This window comes from uncultured Imperialibacter sp., from assembly GCF_963974565.1.
Taxonomy (GTDB): domain Bacteria; phylum Bacteroidota; class Bacteroidia; order Cytophagales; family Cyclobacteriaceae; genus Imperialibacter; species Imperialibacter roseus.
In genome coordinates this window covers 405602-430237 of the sequence record NZ_CAXBCJ010000001.1, presented here as the reverse complement: position 1 = coordinate 430237, position 24636 = coordinate 405602, and the positions used below count along the sequence as shown (strand labels likewise).

At 46.6% G+C, this 24636-nt stretch carries 18 protein-coding genes; 14 read left to right on the top strand and 4 right to left on the bottom strand.

Annotated elements, in window-relative coordinates:
• From AAC052_RS01925 to AAC052_RS01910, 4 genes are all read left to right on the top strand, one after another.
• Entirely contained in the window at positions 1 to 555 is a 555-nt protein-coding gene (locus tag AAC052_RS01925; protein ID WP_317490213.1) for a Uma2 family endonuclease, read from the top strand.
• Between the two features lie 147 nt (positions 556 to 702).
• A complete protein-coding gene (locus tag AAC052_RS01920) occupies positions 703 to 1029 on the top strand; it encodes a PadR family transcriptional regulator (protein ID WP_317490214.1) in 327 nt (108 codons plus the stop codon).
• Positions 1029 to 3611, top strand: a complete 2583-nt coding sequence (locus AAC052_RS01915; RefSeq protein WP_339810506.1) for an ABC transporter permease — start codon at positions 1029 to 1031, stop codon at positions 3609 to 3611. Before AAC052_RS01920 ends, AAC052_RS01915 begins: the two co-directional genes overlap by 1 nt.
• A gap of 168 nt (positions 3612 to 3779) precedes the next feature.
• A complete protein-coding gene (locus tag AAC052_RS01910; protein ID WP_339810503.1) occupies positions 3780 to 4550 on the top strand; it encodes a hypothetical protein in 771 nt (256 codons plus the stop codon).
• Positions 4551 to 4802: 252 nt separating this feature from the next.
• Here AAC052_RS01910 and AAC052_RS01905 read toward each other — a convergent pair whose 3' ends face one another.
• On the bottom strand, positions 4803 to 5192 hold the full coding sequence (locus AAC052_RS01905) for a helix-turn-helix domain-containing protein (protein ID WP_339810500.1): 390 nt from the start codon (positions 5190 to 5192) through the stop codon (positions 4803 to 4805).
• A 10-nt stretch (positions 5193 to 5202) separates the two neighbouring features.
• A complete protein-coding gene (locus AAC052_RS01900) occupies positions 5203 to 5496 on the bottom strand; it encodes a type II toxin-antitoxin system HigB family toxin (protein ID WP_317490222.1) in 294 nt (97 codons plus the stop codon).
• Between the two features lie 143 nt (positions 5497 to 5639).
• On the opposite strand from AAC052_RS01900, the gene AAC052_RS01895 reads away from it, so the two are divergent.
• From AAC052_RS01895 to AAC052_RS01875, 5 genes are all read left to right on the top strand, one after another.
• A complete protein-coding gene (locus AAC052_RS01895; RefSeq protein ID WP_339810499.1) occupies positions 5640 to 8261 on the top strand; it encodes an ABC transporter permease in 2622 nt (873 codons plus the stop codon).
• Between the two features lie 106 nt (positions 8262 to 8367).
• A complete protein-coding gene (locus AAC052_RS01890) occupies positions 8368 to 8706 on the top strand; it encodes a PadR family transcriptional regulator (RefSeq protein WP_339810496.1) in 339 nt (112 codons plus the stop codon).
• Positions 8703 to 11372 carry an ABC transporter permease gene (locus tag AAC052_RS01885; RefSeq protein WP_339810494.1) on the top strand — a complete coding sequence of 890 codons (2670 nt, stop codon included), beginning with the start codon at positions 8703 to 8705 and terminating at the stop codon, positions 11370 to 11372. Before AAC052_RS01890 ends, AAC052_RS01885 begins: the two co-directional genes overlap by 4 nt.
• A gap of 174 nt (positions 11373 to 11546) precedes the next feature.
• The gene (locus AAC052_RS01880; RefSeq protein ID WP_339793137.1) at positions 11547 to 11741 is read left to right on the top strand and encodes a hypothetical protein; all 195 of its coding nucleotides are present in this window, start codon (positions 11547 to 11549) and stop codon (positions 11739 to 11741) included.
• Positions 11742 to 11948: 207 nt separating this feature from the next.
• Positions 11949 to 13007 (top strand): right-handed parallel beta-helix repeat-containing protein, encoded by a 1059-nt coding sequence (locus AAC052_RS01875; protein WP_339810492.1) that lies wholly within the window; start codon positions 11949 to 11951, stop codon positions 13005 to 13007.
• A 3-nt stretch (positions 13008 to 13010) separates the two neighbouring features.
• On the opposite strand, the gene AAC052_RS01870 is transcribed toward AAC052_RS01875, so the two are convergent.
• Complete coding sequence (locus tag AAC052_RS01870) at positions 13011 to 13343, bottom strand: type II toxin-antitoxin system PemK/MazF family toxin (RefSeq protein WP_339810489.1); 333 nt, start codon at positions 13341 to 13343, stop codon at positions 13011 to 13013.
• Positions 13340 to 13573: a ribbon-helix-helix protein, CopG family gene (locus AAC052_RS01865; protein WP_317490230.1), complete on the bottom strand. Its 234-nt coding sequence runs from the start codon at positions 13571 to 13573 to the stop codon at positions 13340 to 13342. Before AAC052_RS01865 ends, AAC052_RS01870 begins: the two co-directional genes overlap by 4 nt.
• Positions 13574 to 13720: 147 nt before the next feature.
• On the opposite strand from AAC052_RS01865, the gene AAC052_RS01860 reads away from it, so the two are divergent.
• The 5 genes from AAC052_RS01860 to AAC052_RS01840 are packed head-to-tail and all read left to right on the top strand — an operon-like array spanning position 13721 to position 24618.
• On the top strand, positions 13721 to 14053 hold the full coding sequence (locus tag AAC052_RS01860; RefSeq protein WP_151998862.1) for a PadR family transcriptional regulator: 333 nt from the start codon (positions 13721 to 13723) through the stop codon (positions 14051 to 14053).
• Positions 14053 to 16689 (top strand): ABC transporter permease, encoded by a 2637-nt coding sequence (locus AAC052_RS01855; RefSeq protein WP_339810483.1) that lies wholly within the window; start codon positions 14053 to 14055, stop codon positions 16687 to 16689. The genes AAC052_RS01860 and AAC052_RS01855 overlap by 1 nt, the downstream gene beginning before the upstream one ends.
• On the top strand, positions 16682 to 19357 hold the full coding sequence (locus AAC052_RS01850; RefSeq protein ID WP_339810479.1) for an ABC transporter permease: 2676 nt from the start codon (positions 16682 to 16684) through the stop codon (positions 19355 to 19357). Before AAC052_RS01855 ends, AAC052_RS01850 begins: the two co-directional genes overlap by 8 nt.
• Positions 19350 to 21977, top strand: a complete 2628-nt coding sequence (locus tag AAC052_RS01845; RefSeq protein ID WP_339810477.1) for an ABC transporter permease — start codon at positions 19350 to 19352, stop codon at positions 21975 to 21977. Before AAC052_RS01850 ends, AAC052_RS01845 begins: the two co-directional genes overlap by 8 nt.
• A complete protein-coding gene (locus AAC052_RS01840; RefSeq protein ID WP_339810475.1) occupies positions 21970 to 24618 on the top strand; it encodes an ABC transporter permease in 2649 nt (882 codons plus the stop codon). Before AAC052_RS01845 ends, AAC052_RS01840 begins: the two co-directional genes overlap by 8 nt.
• Positions 24619 to 24636 lie beyond the last annotated feature (18 nt).

The following is a 24636-nucleotide window of genomic DNA, read 5'->3' as shown; positions in this document are numbered from 1 at the left end:
ATGGCTACAGAAGTAATGAAGCGGTTGATTAATGTGGACGAGTACTACAAAATGGCTGAGGTGGGCATACTCAAGCCTGGTGATCGTGTGGAATTAATCAACGGAGAAATATATGAGATGAGTCCGATAGGAAGCAAACATGGAAGTGTTGTCAAAAAGCTGGCAATGATCTTGAACGAAATTTTAAAGGGTCAGGTAGTGATAGGAATCCAGGATCCTGTAAGACTTGATGAAAGCAACGAGCCAGAACCTGATATTTCCATTTTGAAATATAGAGCTGATTTTTATTCTCAGGCTCATCCCGGCCCGCTGGATCTGTTAGCCATCATTGAGGTGGCCGACTCTTCGCTACGTCATGACAGACAAGTTAAATTGCCACTCTATGCATTTTATGGAGTCCCAGAATATTGGATCATCGATATTACGACGAAGCAGATAACAGTACATCTTGGCCCTGTTGGAAACGGCTATTCAAGTCAAAGGAAATTCGGAATGGGAGACGAGATCAACCTGCTGGGCAAAACCATTGTAGTGAGCGATTTGCTCAAATTCTGACGATTCTCAAACCTTATTTTGCCACTACTCCTTCCCGGAAGTGATCCATAGCCTCAAATAGAGGCTATTATTTTTTTACACATATTTACTTAACAAAATTGAAACTAATATATTATCTTCACGTTTGTTAAGTAAATAAAATGGCAAATGAAGGAACAATCATTAGGCGAATTTGAAGAGCTGGTGCTGCTGATGGTAGCAGCCCTGCACGACGAAGCATACGGGGTCACTATCCTCGAAAACCTTGAAGAAAAGCAGAATAAGAAAGTCAACATAAGTGCGATTCACGTAACGCTGAAGCGACTGGAAGACAAAGGCTTTGTCATTTCCAGGTATGGTGGCATCACTGGTGAGCGAGGCGGTCGCAGAAAGAAGTTCTATGTGATTACGGCTCTGGGTAAAAAGACCTTGGATAGCCAATACTCGTTGCGTACGGCGTTGTACCAGCAAATTCCTAAAATCTCCTTTGGGTAATGAATGCGCAGCCTCCAAAATACCCCCTCCGCTTCCTCCGCTGGTTTTGCAGGGAAGACTACCTCGACGAGATAGAAGGAGACCTTATTGAGCTTTTTGAAAAACGGGCTGAGAAGTCACCAGAGAGAGCTAAAAGGAGGTTTGTTTGGGACGTGGTGAAGTCGTTCAGGTTAAGGAATATTAGATCTTTTAAAAGAAGTCAAAACTCAAATTATACGGCCATGTTAAAACACACCATTATTTTGTCTTTCCGCAGCTTCAGGAAGTACAAAACCACGTTTCTTATCAACCTTGCCGGGCTTACCTCAGGTTTGACCTGCGTGCTGCTCATTTATCTTTGGGTGAATCATGAGCTGAGTGTCGACAAGTTTTACAAACATGCCGATCGCCTTTATCAGGTTTTCGAAAACAGGGAGCAATCGTACGGAATATGGACGGCTGAAACCAACTCGGGGCCCATGGCTGCCGACATGCAGGCCGATTTTCCTGAGGTTGAATACGTGACTGGAGTGGCTTCAAGAGGCAAAGCCACGCTGACGGTAGGGGAGAAAAACATCAAGAGTGATTACATATATGCGGGAAAGGATTTTTTCAAAGTCTTTTCCGTCACGCTGCTGGAAGGTCAGGCTGATCATGTGCTGGCAGATAAAAGCTCCATCGTAATATCGGCCGATATGGCTGAAAGATTATTCGGCGACGCCAGCAACGTTGTCGGTAAAACTATTCGCTTCGAGCACGAACAGGATTTTGCGGTGTCTGGTGTTTTCGAAACAGCACCGCTCACCTCTTCATTTCAGCATCATATCATCATTTCTATTGATCTGATAAAAGACCAGTACGCAAGTGTCTGGAACTACAACAACACATTTGTGAAAACATACCTGCTCCTTAAGCCCGGAACTGACGCAGACGGACTCAATAAAAAGCTCGAAGGATATATTGCCAGCAAGGTCAACGGAGAAACCAACCGGACGGCATTTGTGGCACTGTATCCGGACTATTACCTGCATGGAAAGTATGAGAATGGACAGCTGGTGGGAGGGAGAATTACCTATGTAAAGCTGTTTTCCATCATCGCTGGGTTTATTCTCCTGATCGCCTGCATCAACTTCACCAATCTAAGTACCGCCAGGGCGTCACGAAGGATGAAAGAGGTGGGTATTAAAAAAGCTATGGGCTCGGGTCGTACGGCACTGATTTATCAGTACCTGGGCGAGTCAATTTTGGTTGCCATCATTTCTCTGATGCTTGCTTTGCTGACGGCCTATCTCCTTTTACCTCAGTTCAATGTCATCACGGGCAAACAAATGGTCATCGATTTTGACTTAAAAATGGTCGCCGGGGCATTGCTCATAGCCGTTGTTACAGGCTTTTTGGCTGGCAGCTACCCTGCCTTTTACCTGTCCGGATTCAATCCGTCGACGGTGCTGAAGGGGCAGCTGCATCGCTCGATTGGTGAACTATGGGCACGGAGGGGGTTGGTCATCTTTCAGTTTGCGATTGCCATAGTGCTCATCACCTCTGTGCTGGTGGTGTACAAACAAATGGACATGCTTCAATCAAAAGACCTGGGCTACAACAAAGACCAGGTGCTCATCTTCCCAAGGGAAGGAAAGCTTGAGAGTATTTCGGCGACGACTACCTTCCTGGCTGAAGTGAAAAACATACCCGGCGTTATCAATGGTTCCAGCACGGATCACGACATGACGGGCCATAACAGTGGAACTTCAGGGATTTACTGGGAAGGAAAAGATCCGAACGATAGGTCTGAGTTTGAAAACCTGCCCGTCAATTATGACCTGATGGAAACGCTTGGAATAGAGCTCAGAGAAGGCCGTACCTTCGACAGAGCTTTTGGTGCCGACAGCTCCAAAATTATTTTCAATGAAACCGCCATCCGCTACATGGGCCTTGAAAACCCCCTGGGAAAGACCATCAAGCTTTGGGGTGAAGACCGGCAGATAATTGGCGTGGTAAAAGACTTTCATTTCGAATCTCTTCACTCAGAAATAAAGCCGGTTTTCTTTATACTCACAGGCGAGGATGGTGAAAGCTTTATGGTCAAAATTACGGCAGGCAGAGAAAAGGAGGTAGTAGGCAGACTCGCCGAGCTTCACACCAGCTTCAACCCCGGTTTCCCATTTGAGCCCCGGTTCCTTGATCAGGACTATCAGGGGCAGTATCAAGCTGAGAAAAGGGTGAGCACTTTGTCGGGGTATTTCGCCAGCCTGGCCATCATCATTTCATGCATGGGGTTGTTTGGGCTTGCAGCGTTTGCTGCCGAGCGAAGGCTGAAGGAGATCGGGATCAGGAGAATATTGGGCTCCAGTATAGGACAGATTGTCTACATGCTCTCTGCCAGCTTTAGTAAGATGATTTTGGTGGCGATCGTTATCGCCATTCCTTTCAGCTACTACATAGCCAGCAGCTGGCTGGAGGGTTTCGCTTATCGGATTGACCTGGAGTGGTGGTATTTTGGCGTGTCGGGATTATTGGCGCTGGCTATTGCCTGGGCCATCGTGGGCTGGCAAACATTCAAAGTGGCGTCAGTAAATCCCACAAAATGTCTTCGGGATGAATAAGCCTTGGGTAAACCTAAGTTTTCAAAGCCGTGTTTTCACGGCTTTTTTGTTAGCGACTCTTGTATGTGCTTAGCCTATCTTGCACAAACTTGAACAGCGTTTGAACGGAAAAATGATCTTCATTTTCATTACTTGAGGAAAATAGGTTCAAACAAAACTCAAATGAAAATGAAGAATCAAAGAAACACGGCTAAAGCAAAATTCAGTTATTGGAAGGCGGCCTTAGCGGCATTGGTGATGCTCATATCGGCTGACCACTTGATGGCACAGTCAGCCAAATACACCCTGCTTGTGGACGTTGCTCACGGCCAGAAGTTCTACAACAATCCCAGTAAAATGAACGCTTCGGCCGGGAGCGATGGGCCCAGAGTGGAGTACCTTATCGGGGAGCTAAGCAAAAATGCCAGTAGTCTTGGTGCTCAGGTTGGATTTCTAAATGAAGCCATCACGCCTGCGCAATTGGCAAAATGTGACTTATTGTTCATTCATATTCCATCCAGCACTTACAGCGCCAACGAAGTGAGAGCCATTACCGAGTACGTTGCTAATGGAGGTTCGTTGTTCCTTGTGATGGAAGAGGACTACTGGTCAACACTGAAGCAAACCAATACCAATGATTTGATACGACCATTCGGAATCCAGTTTGGTGAAAATAGTGCCGACTCGTTGTCGGGCGGTTTTACCAAACCCACGGTGGTTATGAAAACCCCTTTGAAAATCACTTATCATGGTGGTAGGGTGGTTACAGGAGGTACGCCCTTTTGCTTCAACAGCCAGACCAAAGAGCCTTTTGGAGTTTTCACAACACTTAACAACGGTGGGAAAGTGATTGCGATGGGTGATGGCATGACACCGCTTTACATGACTAGCTGGAATGGCGTCACCGATTACCAGTGCAGCGAATTCATGGGTGCAGTGCTTGGGTGGTTGTTGGAGTGATGAGCCTCAAAAACAATATGGCACAGGTTTCATTGTCTTTGGGCAGTGGACCTGCTTCTTCGATTTCTCAGATGCTGTTCTATTTGTTTTTCGGAAGGACGTGAGTCAAAGCACTTCAATTTTTTCAAAGAAGCGCTAATGCGCACTTTCTTTCTGTCAAACACGCTTAAAGGGTCTAAATGTTTCATGCGAAAAGGAACTTTAAGATCCAGTTTTGTAGCAAATTAGTTTGCTTCAGGATTTTCACAGTCGCTAGGCATGCGACAAGATAAACTCTGCGTCAATTTTTAATTTGTCGTGAATAGCCTTTAAAAAAGCCACATCAGGCTCACGTTTACCAGAAAGAATTTGAGAAAGTTTAGGAGCAGCAATTCCCAATGCTTTCGCCAGCTTGGCTTGCGTTAATTTCTGTTCAACCATTTTTAATTCTACTGCTTCCCGCAAATTACCTGGCCGGATAGGCATTATTTCCATCACCTTGTCTTCATAAGTTTCAGCCAGTTTTGAAAGGGTGTTTAATAAATCGCTCTCTTCTTTTGCTAGTTTATGAAATCCCCCCTTTTCTGTGGCTTCCTTCAAGAGCTCCTCAATGGTTTTCATCACCATCTGGTATTCTTTCTCAGTCCTTATTTTGGTTATCATTTTGAAGCCGCTAAATTTTAGTACAATCAATTTTGTCGTAATTGGTGTGCGTGCCAACATAACGGATATAAATAGTTCTTATATCAAAGAATATCATGGCAACCAGTCTGTATTTGTTCCCCTTAATATTGAACACATACCTGTCATTGCCCACATAATCGACCGAATTAAATGTGGTCTTTATGTCTTGAAGCGTAGCCCAATCGGCTTTTCTGGTTTTAGCCCACCAATCGTTAAGCGGTTCAATAGCATCGGCGTGGCTTTTACCAAATTCCTGCAATATTGTTTTCGCTATAACAACCACGTTGATCGATTAATTTCAATAGTATAAATAATATTTCATTTTTTGAAATATTATTGAAATTACTCCAGGCCAGTATTTTTTTCTCCTTTTCTGCAACCTTTCGTTTTTTCTCAGGTACCTTAGACAAAGGTGAAACTAATACCATGCCGCAGAGCCAAAACCAGATCGACACAAAGCTGACTCCTCCAAAATGGATGACGAGGTTTTTTACCTGGTACTGCAATGATCACCTGTCTGACGCTGTGTTGGGCGACCTGCTCGAATTGTACGAAAGGAGGCACGCACAGCTGGGCAGGCACAGGGCCAACTGGTTTTTCTTCTGGAATGTGCTTCAGTTTATCCAGCCGTTTGCCGTGAAACGAAACTCAAAGAAAAGGTCAAATCAAATAAATAGTTACACCATGCTAAAACACTTCTTCAAGGTTTCCTGGAGAAACCTTTTCAGAAACAAGGGTTACTCCTTCATCAACATCGCTGGCTTGTCGGCAGGCATGGTAGTAGCCATGCTCATTGGGTTGTGGATATGGGACGAATTCTCGTTTGATACAAATTTTGACAACCGCTCCAGGCTGGCCGAGGTAATGGCGCATCAGTCAGCCGGAGACATCTCCTACACTGGAACGACTGTGGCGATGGCGCCTGGTATTGCACTTAAAGAGCAGTATGGCGACAATTTCGACGGTGTGTCGCTGGCATCGAAGAATGGTGACCATGTACTTAGCTATGGAGACAAATTGATGTCCGGAAAGGGCATGTGGGTACAAAAGGATTTTCCGGAAATGTTTACCGTGGAGATGCTGCAGGGCAGTCGGGGCGTTTTAGTGGATCCATCAACCCTGCTAATTTCATCGTCGCTGGCGAGGGCTGTGTTTGGCGACGCCGATCCTATGGGCAAAACCATCCTGCTCGATGCTACCACCAACTTTGCGGTCGGGGGTGTGTATGAGGACTTTCCCCACAACTCAACACTTTACGACACCAGGCTTCTGCTGCCATGGGAAAGCAAACAGAACTGGATGAATTCAGCAGATGTGTTATCGAGCTGGACGAATCACTGTGGCGTGGCTTATGTGCTTTTAACCGAGCAGGCAGACATTTCTCAAATCAATGAACAAATCAGAGAGTTGCCTCAACCCTTCATCACCGGATGGAAAGAGAAGTTGCTGATTTATCCGCTTACAAAGTTGCATCTCTATAACGAGTTTATCGATGGCCAGGGTGCCGGAGGCCGAATCCAATATGTTTGGCTGGTAGGCATCATTGGGGTTTTCGTGCTGCTTTTAGCTTGTATCAACTTTATGAACTTGTCCACCGCCCGCAGCGAAAAGCGTGCGAAGGAAGTAGGCATTCGCAAAGCCATTGGCTCAGTACGCACGCAGTTGATCCTGCAATTCCTCAGTGAGTCGCTCACTATTACCCTTCTTGCCTTCGTGTTGGCGATGATCGTTACACAGTTTGCCTTACCCTTTTTTAATGACCTGGCCGATAAGCAAGTGGCTATTCCGTGGAGCAATGCAATATTCTGGCTTGTGTCGCTAAGCTTTGTTGTTTTCACTGGAGTAGTGTCAGGCAGCTATCCGGCTTTTTATCTTTCCAGTTTTCAGCCAGTGAAAGTGCTAAAAGGAGTGATGAGGGGAGGAAGGTTCGCCTCACTTCCCCGAAAGGTGCTGGTTGTCATTCAGTTTACAGTGTCTGTTGGCCTCATAGTAGGCACCATCATTGTCTTCCAACAGATCCAATACGCCAAAAACAGACCCGTTGGATACAGCCGCAATGCGCTTGTATCAGTTCAAATGAATACAACCGACAAGCCGGGATTGTTTGCTGCACTAAAAAACGAGCTGCTCCAGACGGGTGCTGTCGAACAGGTGGCCAGGTCATCGCAGTCTCCGGCCCACTTCAATAACAACAACAGTTTGGACTGGAGAGGGAAAAATGTGGAGTCAGAAATATTCTTCCGAAATGTGAATGTTTCGCCGGATTTCGGCAAAACCATTGGCTGGAGCATCGTGGAGGGCAGAGACTTTTCCAACGAGCTGGCCTCCGACTCCTCTGCCGCTTTGTTGAACGAGGAATCTGTCAAGATCATGGGATTCGAAAACCCCGTAGGTGAAGTGATTAAGTTTTGGGACAAGAACTATACAGTAATCGGCGTGGTGAAGGACATGCTCACGCAATCACCGTATGACCCCATGCAGCCGGCGGTCTTTCTGGGAGATGGCTGGCAGGGCTTGATCACCATGCGACTGAATCCAAATCTTCCCATTAGAGAAGCATTGACAGCCATCGAGCCTGTGTTCAAACAATACAACCCCACGGCTCCGTTCGAAGCGCAGTTTGTGGACGAAGAATTCAATAAAAAGTTCGCTGACGAGGAGCGGGTGGGTAGTTTGGCAGCATTCTTTGCTATCCTTGCCATCTTCATCTCCTGCCTCGGGCTGTTCGGGCTGGCGTCCTACGTGGCTGAGCAGCGTTCCAAAGAGATCAGCATTCGCAAAGTGCTGGGCGCTTCGGTAGCTATGCTGTGGAAAATGCTTTCCAGAGACTTTGTGATTCTCGTCACCATCTCTTGTTTCATTGCTATGCCATTAGCCTACTATTTCATGAGTGGCTGGCTTCAAAATTACGAGTATCATACATCAATAGCCTGGTACATTTTCGCTCTATCGGCGCTGGGGGCTTTTGCAGTCACCTTGCTCACAGTAAGTTTTCAGGCAATAAGGGCGGCGGTGGCTAACCCGGTGAAGTCTTTACGGGCGGAATGAAGGCAAAGACAGCACTTTTATCAATTATCGGGAAATAAATTTCATAATGCCTGAAACCTTTTAGTTCCATGCAGGTACTTTAGGCAAAGGTGAAACAAATAAACGCATGAAGGGAACATACCTGGGTGAATTCGAAGAGCTTGTGTTGCTGACGGTCGGTATTCTGTACGACGATGCCTACGGTTTGGCCATTGTAGATGAGCTCGAAAAGCAAACAGGCCGCAATGTCATGATCAGCTCGGCGCACAAGGCTTTAGTGAGGCTGGAAGACAAAGGCTACCTGAAGTCGAAAATGGGCGGAGCTACTGAAAGCCGTGGTGGCAGGGAAAAAAGGCTTTACGAGCTGACCCATGCCGGTGCTAAAGTATTGGAGCAATCCAAAGAACTGCGCAACGCTATGTGGAATCAGGTGCCAAAAGTGGTTTGGGAAGGAAACAACCTATGAAGTCCCCGATGCCCCAGAATGCAGGGCCGCCCAAATGGGCCATCCGCCTCTTTCGCAGGTTCTGCAACGACCACCTGTGCGATGCGGTTTTGGGCGATATGCTGGAGCTCTACGACCGGCGGTTCATCAAGGTAGGCAAGCGGAAAGCCGATTGGCTGTTCGTTTGGAATGTTGTTCAGTTTCTCCAGCCATTTGCCTTGAAAAAAACAAAGAAGTCACAAAACTCAAATAACGCAGCCATGTTCAAAAGTTACCTGAAAGTCGCCTGGAGAAGTATGGCCAGGCAAAAAATGTTCACTTCGATTAAAATCGGAGGATTTGCGCTCGGTATTGCCGCTTGCATTCTCATCACGCTGTTTATAAAGCAGGAGCTTAGCTACGACAAGTTCTATAAAGATGGCGGAAACATCTATAGGGTGTACAATGAATTTAAACAAGATGGAGAAACCAATAAATGGACGTCTTTTCCAGCCCCTACTGCAGGTATCTTCAAAGCAGAATTTCCGGAAGTTGAAAAATCAGGGAGGTTGATTCCATACGCTGGTTGGTTCAATGCGGGCAGCAACTTGTTTCGGACTGAAGACCAGCGACAAAACACCTACGAGGAAGGTTTCGTATACGCCGATCAGGCTCTGCTTGACATTCTTCAAGTACCGATGGTGTATGGCCAAACAGAAAATGCGTTGGCTGACCCGTATTCGATAGTGATCTCCAAAACGGTTGCTGATAAATACTTCCCTAACGACGACCCGGTGGGAAAAGTAGTTTTCTTAAACGATGACCAAAACAAGCCCTACAAGATTGGTGGGGTTATGCAGGACTTTCCTGACAACACCCACCTTCAGTTTGATTTTCTCATCACGTTAACTGGCGTCGAATTTTGGGGTGGAGAACAAACAAGCTGGTGCTGCTGGAACTACAATATTTACTTTGAACTGCAGCCTGGCACTGATCCAAAAGAGCTGGAAGCCAAGCTGCTATCTGTTCGGGACACACACTATGTAGGTCACCTTGAAAAAGAAGGGAATCAGTCAGTAGACGAGGTGCGCAAAAATCACTTCTTCAAGCTACAACCAGTGGCCGATATTTATCTCTACTCCGACGGTATACATGCCATGGTGGAGCAAGGCGATATTCGGTTTGTTTGGCTTTTTGGAGGTGTCGCATTTTTTGTTCTTCTGCTGGCGTGCATCAACTTCATCAATCTTTCCACCGCCAAATCGGCTAACCGAGCCAAGGAAGTGGGAATGAGAAAGGTAGTAGGATCAGTGAGAGCTCACCTTGTTAGGCAGTTTCTTACTGAGTCGGTTCTCTATAGTGTGGTGTCGTTTGTGGTAGGCATTTTGCTGGCCTGGATAAGTATGCCATTCTTTAATGAGCTGGCTGATAAATCACTGAAAATGCCCTGGCTTGAGTGGTGGTTTATCCCAACCCTCGGAGGGGCGGCAACGCTTGTTGGTGTACTTGCCGGCCTTTATCCTGCCTTTTACCTGTCAGGGTTCAAACCGATAGACGTTTTGAAGGGCAGCCTAAGCAGAGGAAGCAAAAGCTCAAGAATGCGAAGTGTGATGGTGATATTTCAGTTCACGACATCCGTTGTGTTGATCATAGGCACCTTCATTATTTACCGCCAAATGCAGTATATCCTCAACAAAAAGATTGGCTTCAACAAAGAGCAGGTTGTGTTGATTCAGGGTGCAAACACACTTGGCGACAAGATAAAAACACTGAAGGCCGAATTGGCCACCCTTTCGGGCGTTCAAAATGCAGCAATAAGCGGCTACCTTCCTATCTCTGGCACCAAACGTGATGGTAACCCTTTTTGGAGAGAAGGCAAGTCCAAAGAAGACAAAGCCGTTGGTGCACAGCGATGGTATGTGGACAGTGACTATATAGGCACCCTCGGAATGCACCTGGTGGATGGTAGAAACTTTGTGCAGGGCATGGCCTCCGACTCCTCTTCAATTATTGTCAACCAGGCTTTTGTGAAAGAGTTTGGTTTTGAAAACCCAGTAGGAGAGAGAATACAAAACTGGAAGCCTTATACTATCATTGGTGTGGTGGAAGATTTTCACTTCGAATCACTAAAGGGGAAAATCGAACCCCTTACAATGGTATATGGAGAATGGGGCGATGTTGTTTCGGTGAAAGTCAGCTCGCCAGAAATGAAGGAAGTCCTTGCTTCGATCAAAGAAGTTTGGGACGACTTTGCTCCCAACCAACCCATGAGGTATTCGTTTCTCGACGAAAGCTACGCCAGGATGTACGAAGACGTGCAAACAATGGGCCGGGTCTTTACCACTTTTGCTGTGCTCGCCATCATTGTTGCCTGTCTCGGGCTCTTTGCCCTGTCGGCCTACATGGTAGAGCAGCGAGGCAAAGAGATCAGCATACGCATTGTGCTGGGAGCCTCTGGCCGGGTCATCTTTAACCTGCTTACACTCAATTTCATCAAGCTAGTCCTAATCTCTCTTTTGCTGGCCATGCCGCTGGGCTGGTACCTGATGAAAAGCTGGCTGGACGACTACACCTACCGCACCGATATCACCTGGGAAGTCTTCGCCATTTCTGGACTGATGGCATTGGGTATTGCGGTGCTAACTATCAGCTTTGAGTCGATCAAGGCATCAAGAATGAACCCTATCAAGAGTCTGAGGTCAGAATAGCATGAATGATAAACTAATAAATGGGTAAGGAAAAGGCTCCGGAAATTCTGGGGCTTTTTTTGTGCTGAAATGTCTCAGGTTGATTATCAGGAAAGGAAGATATTTTTTGGCCATCAGACAGTTTGTTTTCGAATAAGTGATAATTAACGTACTTTACTCATAAATAAAGTCATTATGGATCGTAGTGAATTCAAAAGGGAACTCGAACGGCACAAAAATCAAATAGATGCCAGCATCAAGTTTTTGCAACAGGGCTTTGAAGATTTGAATAAACGCAACTATGAGTTTTACGAATTCATTGAGTCTAACTACTACGATTTGGAGGAAAGACTCTCCGCTCTTGAAAGAAAAGTAAAGGAAATTTCCTGAAGAGAACATTTCATTAATCAATAATATTTCTGTTGTAAACATAAGCCTTGAGTTTTCTCAGGGCTTTTTTTCGTAAAGGCATGGGTCTGGCTTGAGCAGCTTTGAACAGTATTGTAACGCTCTTGCAGAAACTTGAACAGCACTTGAATGGCGAAAGGGATATCGCAACTACTACTTGCATCGCAAAAAACACGAAAATCAAAAGCGATGAAAAAATTACTCTTTACCCTTTCTCTGTTCCTGTTATTAAAAGTGAGCGGCTCTGTGGCTCAGACCATTTATGTCAATCCTGATAGCGGCAGTGACATGGCTGACGGCTCAGAAGGCACACCATATGCCACACTCGAAAAGGCAGTGGCGGTAGCTAATGAACTTACAGGCAGTGGCTCCATCACTATCAAGCTTTTTCCAGGTTTGTACTCCCTTAAGGATAAGGTGGCCATCCACCCCTTGCGGATGCTCAACGACACCACACGGTTCACGGTAGAAGCGGTGGTGCTGCCTGACGACGAAGACTGGCTCCCGACAAAAATGCCGGCGATACAGTCAATATCCGGCAATAATTCAAAGACGCAGTTTGTTCATTCCACAGGTCTGCTGGTGGCAACAAGCCATGTCACCATTCGTGGCTTGAAGTTTCTGGGAAGCGCCCACCCTGATGTGACTTACTATTACCCCATTTCAAAAGAGGATGAGTCTTTAGGTGATATGGAAGTGTCACAATGTTATTTTGTATCTGAAGTGCACAGCTCGCAGATTCAGGGCGCTATTTGGGCCCAGGGACCGAAAACGCAGGTCGATCACTGTGTGTTCTACAACTGTCGCAATGCCATTCTGCTTTTCCGTTCGGTTGAAGACTTCTCAGTGACGAATAGTATCATTTACGGGGCCAATGAAAGTGCAGTATGGATGGGGCCTGTTGAAAATTTTACTTTTAAAAACAATGTAATTGCAGGCGGCAATTATGTTTGGGTTCGGCCCGGTGACTCCAGCCCGGCTTATAAGTTCACCGATTGTGTCATGGTAGATAACCAACACTATATGGGCTACTACGGCAGCAATGGGCTGGTAGAAACAACCAACAATAAAAATTTCGTGGAAACCAATGTGGTGAAAAAGGGGAAGGTGGAACTTGTTATCCGGAAGGAGCCAGCCTATCCAATCAACTACCTGCACCTTACACCTGGGTCTGTTGGATATGAACTGAATGCCGGGATTTTCAAATCGCCCAAACAACCCAACCCAGTCAAGAAAAAAGGAATGTAATGGTCAGTACTTCAAAATATCGTTGAGAGTTTTAACTGATTCCTGAACAGTAGATTGATCAATCTCTCCGAGTTTTTCAATAAGTCGGTCTTTTGAAATCGATCTGATATGAAAGATCAGCATTTCTGAGATCGACTTTAATCCATTTTTGTCATCGGGTACTAATATCGGGTTTCCTTTGTAGCTTTTGACTTTTGAGGTGAGGGGAATCACAATAGCGATTGGAAGATGAGTATTTAGTAGATTACCGCTTATTATTACTACCGGACGGTAGCCTGCCTGTTCACTCCCTTTCACGGGATCCAGATTGGCATTCCAGATTTCACCTTGTCTCATTTCTCCAGTTCTCTTAAGTAGTCAGCCATTCCTTCTTCGGCAATAGAGAGTATCTCATCGTCTGTTGCTGCCTGTTTGTACGACTTGATGTATTCTGCTTTTTCAAGATGTTCGAGGTACAACCTAAGTGCATTCTCAATCAGTCGGTTCTTCGGCTGTGACAGTGCTTTGGCCTTTTCCGCTAGTATTTTTAACAGTTCATCTGGAAGTGTACTGGTGAATGTTGCCATCTTAACTATCTTTTATATTTCTATTATACAAATATAAAACATAAATACAAACAAGGGAATGACCAGCCATTCAATATTTTACATACAAACAATGAATATATTAAAATCATTTTACATACATTTAATGAACAAATGAAATATTGACAGATGAAGGGTACCAACTTAGGAGAATTTGAAGAACTCGTTTTGCTCACGATAGCGGCCCTGATGGAGGAGGCTTATAGTGTGGCAGTGTGCGATGAGCTCACAAAGCATACTGGTAGAGAAGTGAAACTTGGCGTGGTGCACGCCGTGCTCAACAGGTTGGAAGAAAAGGGCTATGTAAAGAGCGGCTTGGGCGAAGCTACCAACGTTCGTGGTGGCAGAAGAAAACGCTTCTACACAATTACCAGTGGCGGCAAGGCTACTTTGCTTAAAGCCAGGGAGCAACGTGACCAGCTTTGGAGCATGATCCCAGACGTTGTATTTAAAGGGATTTAATGAAAAATATTCTGCCTCCCCGCTGGGCCTCAAAGCTGCTGGAATGGTACTGCAAGCCTTCGCTTTACGAAGACCTCCAGGGTGATCTGTTTGAGTACTTCGAAAGGAATGTGGAGAAAAAAGGAATGTTGCGGGCCAAACTCATCTACATCGTCGATGTACTTAAATTTTTCAGAACCTACACAGTTCAAAAACCTCAAATATTTAAGGGAATGAATCAGTTTATCCTACTATCCAATTATTTCAAAACATCGGTGCGGAGCATGGCCCGAAGCAAGCTCTTCACTACCATCAACGTTGTGGGGCTGGCCATTAGCATGTCGGTAGGCTTGCTACTGATTGCTTTGCTGTACGACATTCAAAAAATAGACGATTTCCACACAAACAAGGACCGGATTTACAGAGTCATTTCGAAAAGACAGGTCAGCAATGGCGGCGTGAGTAATTTTGCCACGGCCTCCGTATTGGCAGCAGAAAGAGTGAGACAAGAGGTGCCAGGCGTGGAAAAAGTGGTAGTGCTCAACGGTGGCCTGACAGGAGACCTGAGCCTCGACGAGCGGGCGATTAGCGTTGCCGGTTTTTTTGCCTCGGAGGAATTTTTTGACATTTTCTCTTTTGATCTGAAACGGGGTAATCCAGGCGCAGTTTTGGCGGCTCCTAATACGGTGGTACTCACTGAAAGCACGGCAAAAAAGCTATTCGGAGATGCCGAGGCAGTGGGCAAGACGATTTTCTTCGAAAATGCAGGCAGAGGGAATGCAGTTGCCGATAAATCGGAGTATCTCGTAACAGGCATCGTACAGGATGTCCCACAGAATTCTCACCTGCGGTTTAATCTGCTAGTTTCTTATGCCACCCTTGAAAAGCCAGGGTCCGATGCCAGCAAGCAGGACTGGCTGAAGGAAATGATGTCCGACAACGTTTATGTGCTGCTCGACCAGAACAACAGCCGGGAAGTGTTGGATCGCAATCTTGAGCGCATAAGCAGCGAGGAAAATGCGGCCTTTAAAAACGCCGGCACCACTGTTATTGCGAGTGCTCAGGCTTTCAACGACATTGTTCCCGGGCCGCACCTGATCAACTGGCGGGGGCCTAAGCTGGATGCAAATACAGTCAACATACTCATAGTCCTGGTGGTTGTGATCATGGTGTCTGCCTGCTTCAACTATACCAACCTGTCCATTGCCAGGTCGCTTACCAGGGCCAAAGAAGTAGGTATACGCAAAGTGGTGGGTGCAGGGAAAGCGCACATAGCCGGTCAGTTTATTGTTGAAGCTATAGTGATCTCGTTGTTATCGCTCTGTTTAGCCATCCTTTTATTTTTCCCGATACGGAACGAATTTTTGCAGCTGAATGAATTTGCCAGTGGCATGGTTTCGCTCAGTCCGTCGCCAGCTTTGTTTTTACTTTTTGGTGTCTTCGCAATTGCGATAGGCATTTTGGCGGGAGTGGTACCTGCCGTTTCGTTTTCAAAAATTAAGTCGCTGCACATGAGCGGCCGACTGTCGAACCGGCCGATGAAGGGACTTGGTCTTCGCAGAACCCTCATCGTTTTGCAATATGCTTTTTCCCTGGCGTTCATTACAGTGGCCACTCTTGCCTATAAGCAGTTTCACTACTCGGTCAACTTCGATTTGGCTTATGATACAAAAAATGTATTGAACATAGATCTGCAGAAAAATAACCCGGACGTAGTTATTGAACGACTTCGCCAACTCAATGAGGTCGAAGCTGTTGCCCAATCATTTTCGGTCATGAGTACTGGCTATTATTGGTATACGCAGGTCAGGTACCTGGGCGATTCCGCCTACTTCAATTTCAATTCAATTGATGAGAACTATATACCCCTCCTTGACCACAAGCTACTGGCCGGAAGCAACTTTCACCACATGGCAGGGGACGTAAAGTCAGCCGGAGTTATTGTCAATGAAAAGTTTATCGAACGATTGGGTATTGGAAGTCCCGAAGAGGCAATCGGTAAGGTTGTATATTTCAACGGTGTAAAAGAGTCAGTTTTAGGTGTTGTGGAAGACTTTCACTACGGCATGTTGGACAGCCCTGTGGAGCCCTTTGTGTTTCGCTATACACCGCAAAACTACAAAGTAGTGCATGTGAAGTTGAGAGACGGAGCGTTGCTGGCTGCAATGGACGAAATTTCAAGAACGTGGGATGAGCTTGATCCAAGTCACCGTTTAAAGGCAGAATTCTATGACCAGCATATAGAAGCAGCCTATCAGGAATATCTGACGATGGTGAAAGTGGTGGGATTTTTGGCCATCATTTCCTTGTCAATAGCCTCGTTGGGTTTGCTGGGGATGGTGGTTTTTACCACAGAATCCAGAATGAAGGAAATCAGCATCCGCAAGGTGTTGGGCGCAACCGAAGGCAGCTTGCTGTACTTGCTGAGCCGTGGATTTGTTACGCTGCTGTTGATTGCCGGCTTGTTGGCTGTCCCTGTCACCACCTGGGTTTTTGAAAAAAAGGTACTCTCTAATGTAATTTACAAGGCACCGGTGGGCCCACTAGAGCTTCTCTCAGGAGTAGCTTTTGTGCTGGTGCTGGCGCTCATTGCGATAGGTACACAAACGATAAAAGCCGCCCGAACTAACCCATCGCAAATCCTTCGAAATGAATAAGCGCAGGCCGATATCGTCACCTGTCCCCCGTAACGACGGACCGCCTCGCTGGGCCAGCCGCCTGCTCGAATGGTACTGCAAGCCTTCACTTTTCGAAGACCTGCAGGGCGACCTGTTGGAATACTTCGAAAGGAATATGGAGAAAAGAGGAGTGGCCCGTGCCAGGCTCATTTACATCATCGACGTCTTCAAATTCTTAAGACCTTATACAGTTCGGAAACCTCAAATTTTAAAAGGGATGAATCAGTTTATTTTATTCGCCAACTATTTCAAGGCTTCCCTTCGGACAATGTCCAGAAGCAAGCTCTTCACTGCGCTCAATGTGGCCGGACTGGCCATCAGCATGTCGGTTGGGTTGCTGCTGATTGCGCTGCTTCACGACATCTATCAAGTCGACGACTTTCATACAAAAAAAGACAGGATCTACCGGATTATTTCCGAACGGCAAGACAACGATTTAGAAGTAACCCATTTCGCTTCTTCTTCCTGGCTGGCATCGAATAGAGTAAAAACAGAGGTGCCGGGTGTAGAAGAGGTAGTGGTATTACATGCCGACCTTGGCGGAGACGTCACATGGAATGATAAGACCGTTGACCTTCATGGATTTTGGGCGTCTCCAGCATTTTTTGAGGTGTTCTCTTTTGAGCTCTTAAAAGGGAATCCTCATACCGTTTTGGATGAGCCCAATGCTGTTGTGATTACTGAGGAGTCAGCTACGAGGTTATTTGGAGAGGTCGACCCAATTGGAAAGTCCATTGCGATTAATAACGACGGTCCTTATAAGGATGTCGAGGGAAACATTGAGGGTGTCGTGACAGGTGTTGTGAAAGACGTACCAACCAACTCTCATATCCAGTTTGATTTGCTGCTTTCATACAATAATTACCTGCCAGTGATGAAAGCAAGAGGAGGACGTGACTCATGGTTGGCGATGGCCAACGATTTTGTGTATGTGCTGCTGGATGAAAGTAACAACAGGGCAGTTCTCGATAATAACCTCGCAAGGATCAGCGGCGAAGAAAATGAAGCCTTCAAGGAAGATAATATTTTCATTGAAGCGACAGCGCAACCATTTACCAACATCATTCCAGGCCCTCATCTCATCAACTGGCGAGGCCCGGTGCTTGAGGCGAAGAATGTTTGGAGTTTAGTCGGACTTGTGCTCGTTGTCATGGTATCTGCCTGTTTCAATTATACCAACCTGTCTATAGCCAGATCTCTCAGCCGGGCCAAAGAAGTGGGCGTTCGCAAAGTTATAGGAGCGGGGAGAAGCCAAATTGCCAGTCAGTTTGTTGTTGAGTCGATAGTGATTTCCTTGGTGTCATTGTGCTTCGCTATTGCCCTTTTTTGGCCGATCCGCCACCAGTTTTTGCAACTTGATGAGTTCGCCAGTGGGCTGGTCAGTCTCAATCCCTCACCTATTTTGTTTGCTCTTTTTGGGGTCTTCGCTGTGGGCGTCGGCGTACTGGCCGGCATTGTGCCTGCCCTTTCGTTTTCAAAATTAAAACCAGTCGGCCTGGCTGGTGCATTAAAAGGAGCTGGAATGAAAGGGCTTACTATTCGCCGCCTCCTCATTATTTTTCAATATGCCTTTTCTATCGCTTTTATCACACTGGCAGCGCTGGCTTACCAGCAATTTCAATATGCTGTCAATTTTGACCTGGGATACAAAACAGACAATGTGATCAATGTTGATCTGCAGGGCCACAGCCCTTCCGTCCTTGCTGAACGGTTTTCCCAAATACCAAGGGTAATTGCTGTAGCGCAGTCGGCCAGTATTACCAGCACTCAAGCAGCCTGGTTTACGAAGGCAAAATATGGATCTCCTCCCGATTCCGTTTCACTGACCTTTAATGCGATCGACGAAAACTACATCCCACTCCTGGGGCACCAGCTTATGGCTGGAGAAAATTTCCATCATCTGGCCCGGGACGCAGAATCGCAAAGCGTCATTGTAAACGAGCAGTTTGTGAAACGCTTTCAGATGGGGTCGCCTGAAGAAGCTATAGGAGAGATGGTAGACTTTTATGGAAAAAAAGAAGCCATTGTAGGCGTGGTGAAAGATTTTCACTACGGTACCCTCGAAAGCGAAGTTGGTCCCTATGCCTTTCGCTATGTACCAAGATTTTTCAACACTGTCAACCTGAAGATTGAGGGGAGTGATGTGCTGGGTACAATGGAGGAGCTTGAAGATGCCTGGAAAGAGGTGGATCCTATACACCCGTTCCAGGCGGAGTTTTATGATAAGAGCATTGAAAAAGTATACAGGGAGTACCTTACCATGGTGAAGGTGGTAGGTTATCTGGCCATTCTTTCCATTTCGATTGCCTTGCTGGGCTTATTAGGCATGGTGGTATTCACGACAGAAAGCCGTTTGAAGGAGATCGGCATCAGAAAAGTGTTGGGGGCAAGTGAGCAGAGTCTGGTTTACTTGCTGGGCAAGGGGTTTGTTATTTTGCTGCTGTTGGCGGCACTGTCGGCGATACCTGGCACTGTCTATTTATTCAAAGATGTAGTGCTCCGGGAAGTCATTTACAAAGCGCCGCTGGGTTGGTTTGAGCTTCTGGGAGGGGCATTGTTTGTTCTGGCGGTTGCCCTGCTCGCCATAGGAATCCAAACTTTGAAAGCCGCCCGTACCAATCCGGCTAATATTCTCAGAAGTGAATAATAAGAAAAACATATCGCCTAACCCCCCAGCCTGGGCCAGCCGCCTGCTCGAATGGTACTGCAAGCCTTCGCTTTTTGAAGACTTGCAGGGCGACCTGCTGGAGTACTTCGAAAGGAATGTGGAGAAAAGAGGAGTGGCGTATGCCAGGCTCATTTACATCATCGACGTGTTCAAATTCTTCAGGCTTTATACGGTACAAAAACCTCAAATTTTAAAAAGGATGAATCAGTTTTACATTTTTGGCAACTACGTCAAAACGTCGGTGCGGAGCATGGCCCGCAACCGGTTGTTTACCACTATCAATGTGGTGGGGCTGGCAGTCAGTATGTCTGTCGGATTGTTAATCATTGCGTTCGTGTCGGATCTGTTTTCTTATGATAATTTCCACGAAAACAAGGATCGAACCTACAGGCTTATAGCTAAAGACCTACGCTCGAACGGGTCTGTGATGGAGTTGGCAACGACATCTGTGAAGGCAGGGGTTAATATCCGGGAGGAAGTGCCTGAGATAGAAAATCTCACCATCATGAGGAGGGGCTTTGACAGAGACGTGCAGGTAGCGGACAAAGTGATCCAGGTGGGCGGCTTTTGGGCCGACGAGTCATTTATGGATGTGTTTTCATTCAAGCTTTTGAAAGGGAATCCGGGCACTGCGCTGAAGGAGGTAAATTCCCTCGTTCTCACTGAAACGACCGCAAGAAAACTATTTGATGATACGGACGTCGTGGGGCGAATCGTGAAACTTGACACCGCCAGTTATCAGGTGACAGGGGTGTTGGAAGACATCCCGAAGCTTTCGCATATCAGGTTTGAGGCACTGGCTTCATTTGCTACGGTGGCTGCCGAAGAGCCGGACATGGATGGCGGCTTCTACAATTGGGAGAACATCTACATGAGCCATACATACATGACCGTTAAAGAAGGAAGCGATTTGGCGGCGATACAAGAAAAGCTTGATAAGATAAGCGAGACTGAGAATGCGGCGCTGGAAGGTAGAACAATCGATCTTTTCCTCCAGCCAATCGATGAAATCGCTGTTGGGCATCACTACACCAACGAAACAGGATCAACCATGAATATCATAGCGCTCTGGATACTGATCGGACTTGGTGCTGTGGTAATTATCTCCGCTTGTTTTAATTACACCAATTTGTCTATTGCGAGAGCCCTCCGCCGATCGAAGGAAGTAGGTATCCGGAAGGTGGTGGGAGCCTCGAAAGGCCAGGTTGTGGCCCAATTCCTGACCGAATCGGTTTTGATTTCGCTACTGGCCTTAGTGATTTCTTTCGGCCTTTTTCTGGTGCTCAAAAGGCAGTTTCTTTCTCTTCATAGCTTTCTATCGAATTTGGTATCGCTCGATCTCTCTTTTAATGTCGTTCTTGCATTTGCGGCATTTGCTATCGTTACGGGAATTGTGGCTGGCTTGCTACCAGCCATTTTCTTTGCAAAAATCCGGTCACTGGCCGTATTGAAGGGAGCGTCTGCCATCCTTTCGTCGAAGAGGCTTGGTTTGCGAAGAGGCCTTATTGTGGTTCAGTATGTCTTTTCACTCATTTTTATTACCACCACGGTTATCGGGTATGTCCAATACAAGGGAATGCTATCGTACGACCTCGGGTTTTCAACAAGCAATATCGTCAACATCAGGTTGCAAAATAATAAGCCTGAAATAGTGGAGGCCCGCATGGCAGCGCTGCCGGAAGTCGAGCAAATATCGAAATCCGCTATGGTCACCTCGCTTGGTTCGACCTGGGGCACTCAGGCCAAATACCAGGAAGATTCCGGTTTTGTGTGGCAAAACGGAATCAACGAGCAATACCTGCCATTGCATCGGCACACGCTGCTGGCAGGGAGAAACTTTGAAGCGAAGGCCCAAAGTGCTGCGGAAACGGAGGTCATTGTTAATGAAAAGCTGTTGGCTCGCTTTAATATCGCTCAGGATAACGTAGCCGAAGCGGTGGGTGAAGTGCTGACCATCGAAGGCAAGAGGCTTGCTATTATTGGCGTGGTCAAGGATTTTCACTACGAGACGCTGGAGGATCCTATTGAGCCGACAGTGCTGCGGTATGAATCCCAACCAGGTGGATATTTGAATGTTAAGGTGAACACAACCGACCTGTCGGCGACAATAGCTTCGCTGGAATTGGCCTGGGAAGAAATAGATCCGGTTCACCCAATGGATGCGAAGTTTTACGATGAACAGATTGAACAAGCCTACAGCCAGTTTTCAGTGATGCTCAAGGTGATTGGGTTCCTGGCGTTTCTGGCAGTTTGCATCGCTTCGATGGGCTTGTTTGGCATGGTTGTATTCGCTACTGAAACCCGCCTGAAGGAAATAAGCATTCGAAAAGTGCTGGGAGCTGGCGAAGGCAGCCTTATTTACCTGCTCGGGCGTGGTTTTTTGTGGCTTCTTGGCATTGCAACGGCCATTGCTCTGCCTGTCACCTATTTGTTTTTTGACCAGGTAGTGCTGGCCCAATTTGCTTTTCATGCCCCTATCGGGTTCACCGAACTTTTTGGTGGAGTGGCTGTCGTGCTGGTGATAGCCTTTCTTATGATAGTTAGCCAGACGATGAAGGCTGCCGGCACTAATCCCGCCCAAATTCTCCGGAATGAGTAAACGTTCCCACATATCACCCCATATCGACAGACCACCCCGCTGGGCCACCCGGTTCCTCGAGTGGTACTGCAAGCCTTCGCTATATGAAGACCTACAGGGAGACCTGCTGGAGTACTTCGAAAGGAATGTGGAGACAAAGGGGGTGGCAAAGGCGAAGCTCATTTACATCATCGACGTCCTCAAATTCTTCAGACTATACACAGTGCAAAAACCTCAAATATTTAAAGGAATGAATCAGTTTATTTTACTATCCAATTACTTCAAAACCTCGGTCCGTAGCATGGCCAGGAATAAGCTTTTCAGCACCATCAATGTGGTGGGACTGGCCATCAGTATGTCAGTCGGGCTGCTCATGATTGCCTTCCTCACCGACATTTACTCATTCGACACTTTCCATGAAAAGTACGATCGCATTTACCGGGTGGGTAACACATACCAGCGACTGGAGGAGGACGAAAGCAAATTCGCCTCCACCTCTATTCAGGCAGCCAATCGTATCAAAAGTGAAGTGCCGGGTATTGAGGAGATGGTGCTGATAACGAGAAACTTCCGTGGAGACGCAGCTTACAACAGTAAAGTCATTGCGATAGAGGGGCTTTATGCGCAGGAATCTTTCTTTTCTGTGTTTTCCTTTAAGCTGAAACAAGGTGATGCAGCCACCGTGCTTAAAGAACCGTATTCCGTAGTACTGGATGAGACCACGGCAAAAAAGCTTTTCGATGACAAAGACCCGGTTGGAGAGCTGATCAAGCTCAACGACAAGGATAGCTACACTGTTACCGGAGTGATGGAGGATATGCCTGGAAATTCACATTTGAGGGCACCGGTAGTGGCGTCTTACTCTACTTATGAAATTAAAGAAAAGGAAAACGAAGAGTCGACCAGGCTCACTCGCTGGAACAACATGTGGTCTAACTACATTTACATTGTTGTCAGACCTGATCAGGACATGGAGGCTTTGCAGGCCAGTCTGAATCAGATTAGTGAAGATGAGAATAAAGTTGACGAGCACACGACTATCAACATGTGGCTACAACCTCTGGCTGCTATCGTGCCGGGAGAAGATCTAAGCAACCAGATCGGACCCAGCTTGGAATTGAAAATTGTTTGGATCATCGTAGCGCTCTCTTTCGTGGTGCTCGTTTCAGCTTGTTTCAACTATACCAATTTGTCCATTGCCCGCTCGCTCAGGAGGTCAAAAGAAGTGGGTATTCGAAAAACTGTCGGCGCCTCTGCAGGAAATGTCTTCACTCAGTTTATCCTGGAGGCGGTAGTCATCTCTGGCTTGTCTCTGCTTTTCGCTTTTGTGCTGTATTATCTTATTCTCCGGCCGAGGTTTTTGGAACTGGGGGAGGAAATCGGGGAGATGGTCACACTACATCCTTCAGCGTTGACATTCTTATATTTTGGCTTGCTGGCAGTCATCGCAGGTCTTTTTGCAGGGTTCTTCCCGTCGCTTTTCCTGTCACGGATCAGCGTGCACAAAGTACTAAAGGATGTTTCGTCCCTGAAACTATTCGGCAACATCGCTTTTCGTAAGGTGCTGATTGTTTTTCAGTACACGCTGTCTCTTGCTTTTATTATAGGTGCTACCATGGCCTACAAGCAATACGACTTCGCAGTCAACTTCGACCTTGGCTACGAGACGGAAAATATTCTTAATATCGATTTGCTGGGAAATGATGTCGAGAAAGTAAGAACCGCTTTGTCTGAAATTCCAGAAATCACCGCCATGTCGGCGTCAACGCTTGTCACAAGTGTGGGGAGCTATTGGGGCACTAAGGCCAAATACAACGACCCGCTGGACTCCACCAATATACATTACAATGGCATTGACGAAAACTACATTCCTATTCACGGGTTGGAGATCATTGCAGGCCGAAATTTCATTCCGCAGTCGGATAGTTCGGCGGAGAGCCAGATCATCGTGAATGAAAAGCTTCTTAAGCGATTCAATATTGGAGAGCCATTGGATGCCATTGGGGAGACGCTGAAGGTGGATGACAAGGACGTTAAGATAGTGGGTGTGGTAAAGGATTTTCACTACGGTAAAATAGATTCCCCTATAAAGGAATTTGCTTATCGTTATCATGCAGACCAGTACTACGTCATTAATGCTTTGATATCATCGGCCGACATTCCTGGCACAATGGAGAAAATTGAAAGTAAATGGGATGAACTGGACGCCATCCATCCTTTCGAGGCGGAGTTTTACGACGACAGGATTCAGAAGTCGTACGATGAGTACCTGATCATGGTGAAGATTATCGGGTTTCTTGCATTTTTGGCCATTTCCATCGCCTCACTGGGCTTACTAGGAATGGTGGTGTTTACGACAGAAACCAGGCTGAAAGAAATAAGTATCCGTAAAGTGCTGGGCGCAACAGAGCGAAACCTTGTGTTGCTGCTGGGCAAAGGATTCATAACACTCCTTATTGTAGCTACTGCCATCGCAGTGCCTGCTACCTGGTATTTTTTCAATCAAATAGTGTTTAACGACCTGGCCTACAAAGCGACCTTTGGCTTTCTGGAACTGTTTGGAGGTGTTCTGGTGGTTTTTGGCATTGCTGCGCTCGCTGTGGGCTCTCAAACTGTGAGAGCTGCCCGGACGAACCCGGCGGACACACTGCGGAACGAGTAGCGCCCATGTGATTAGATC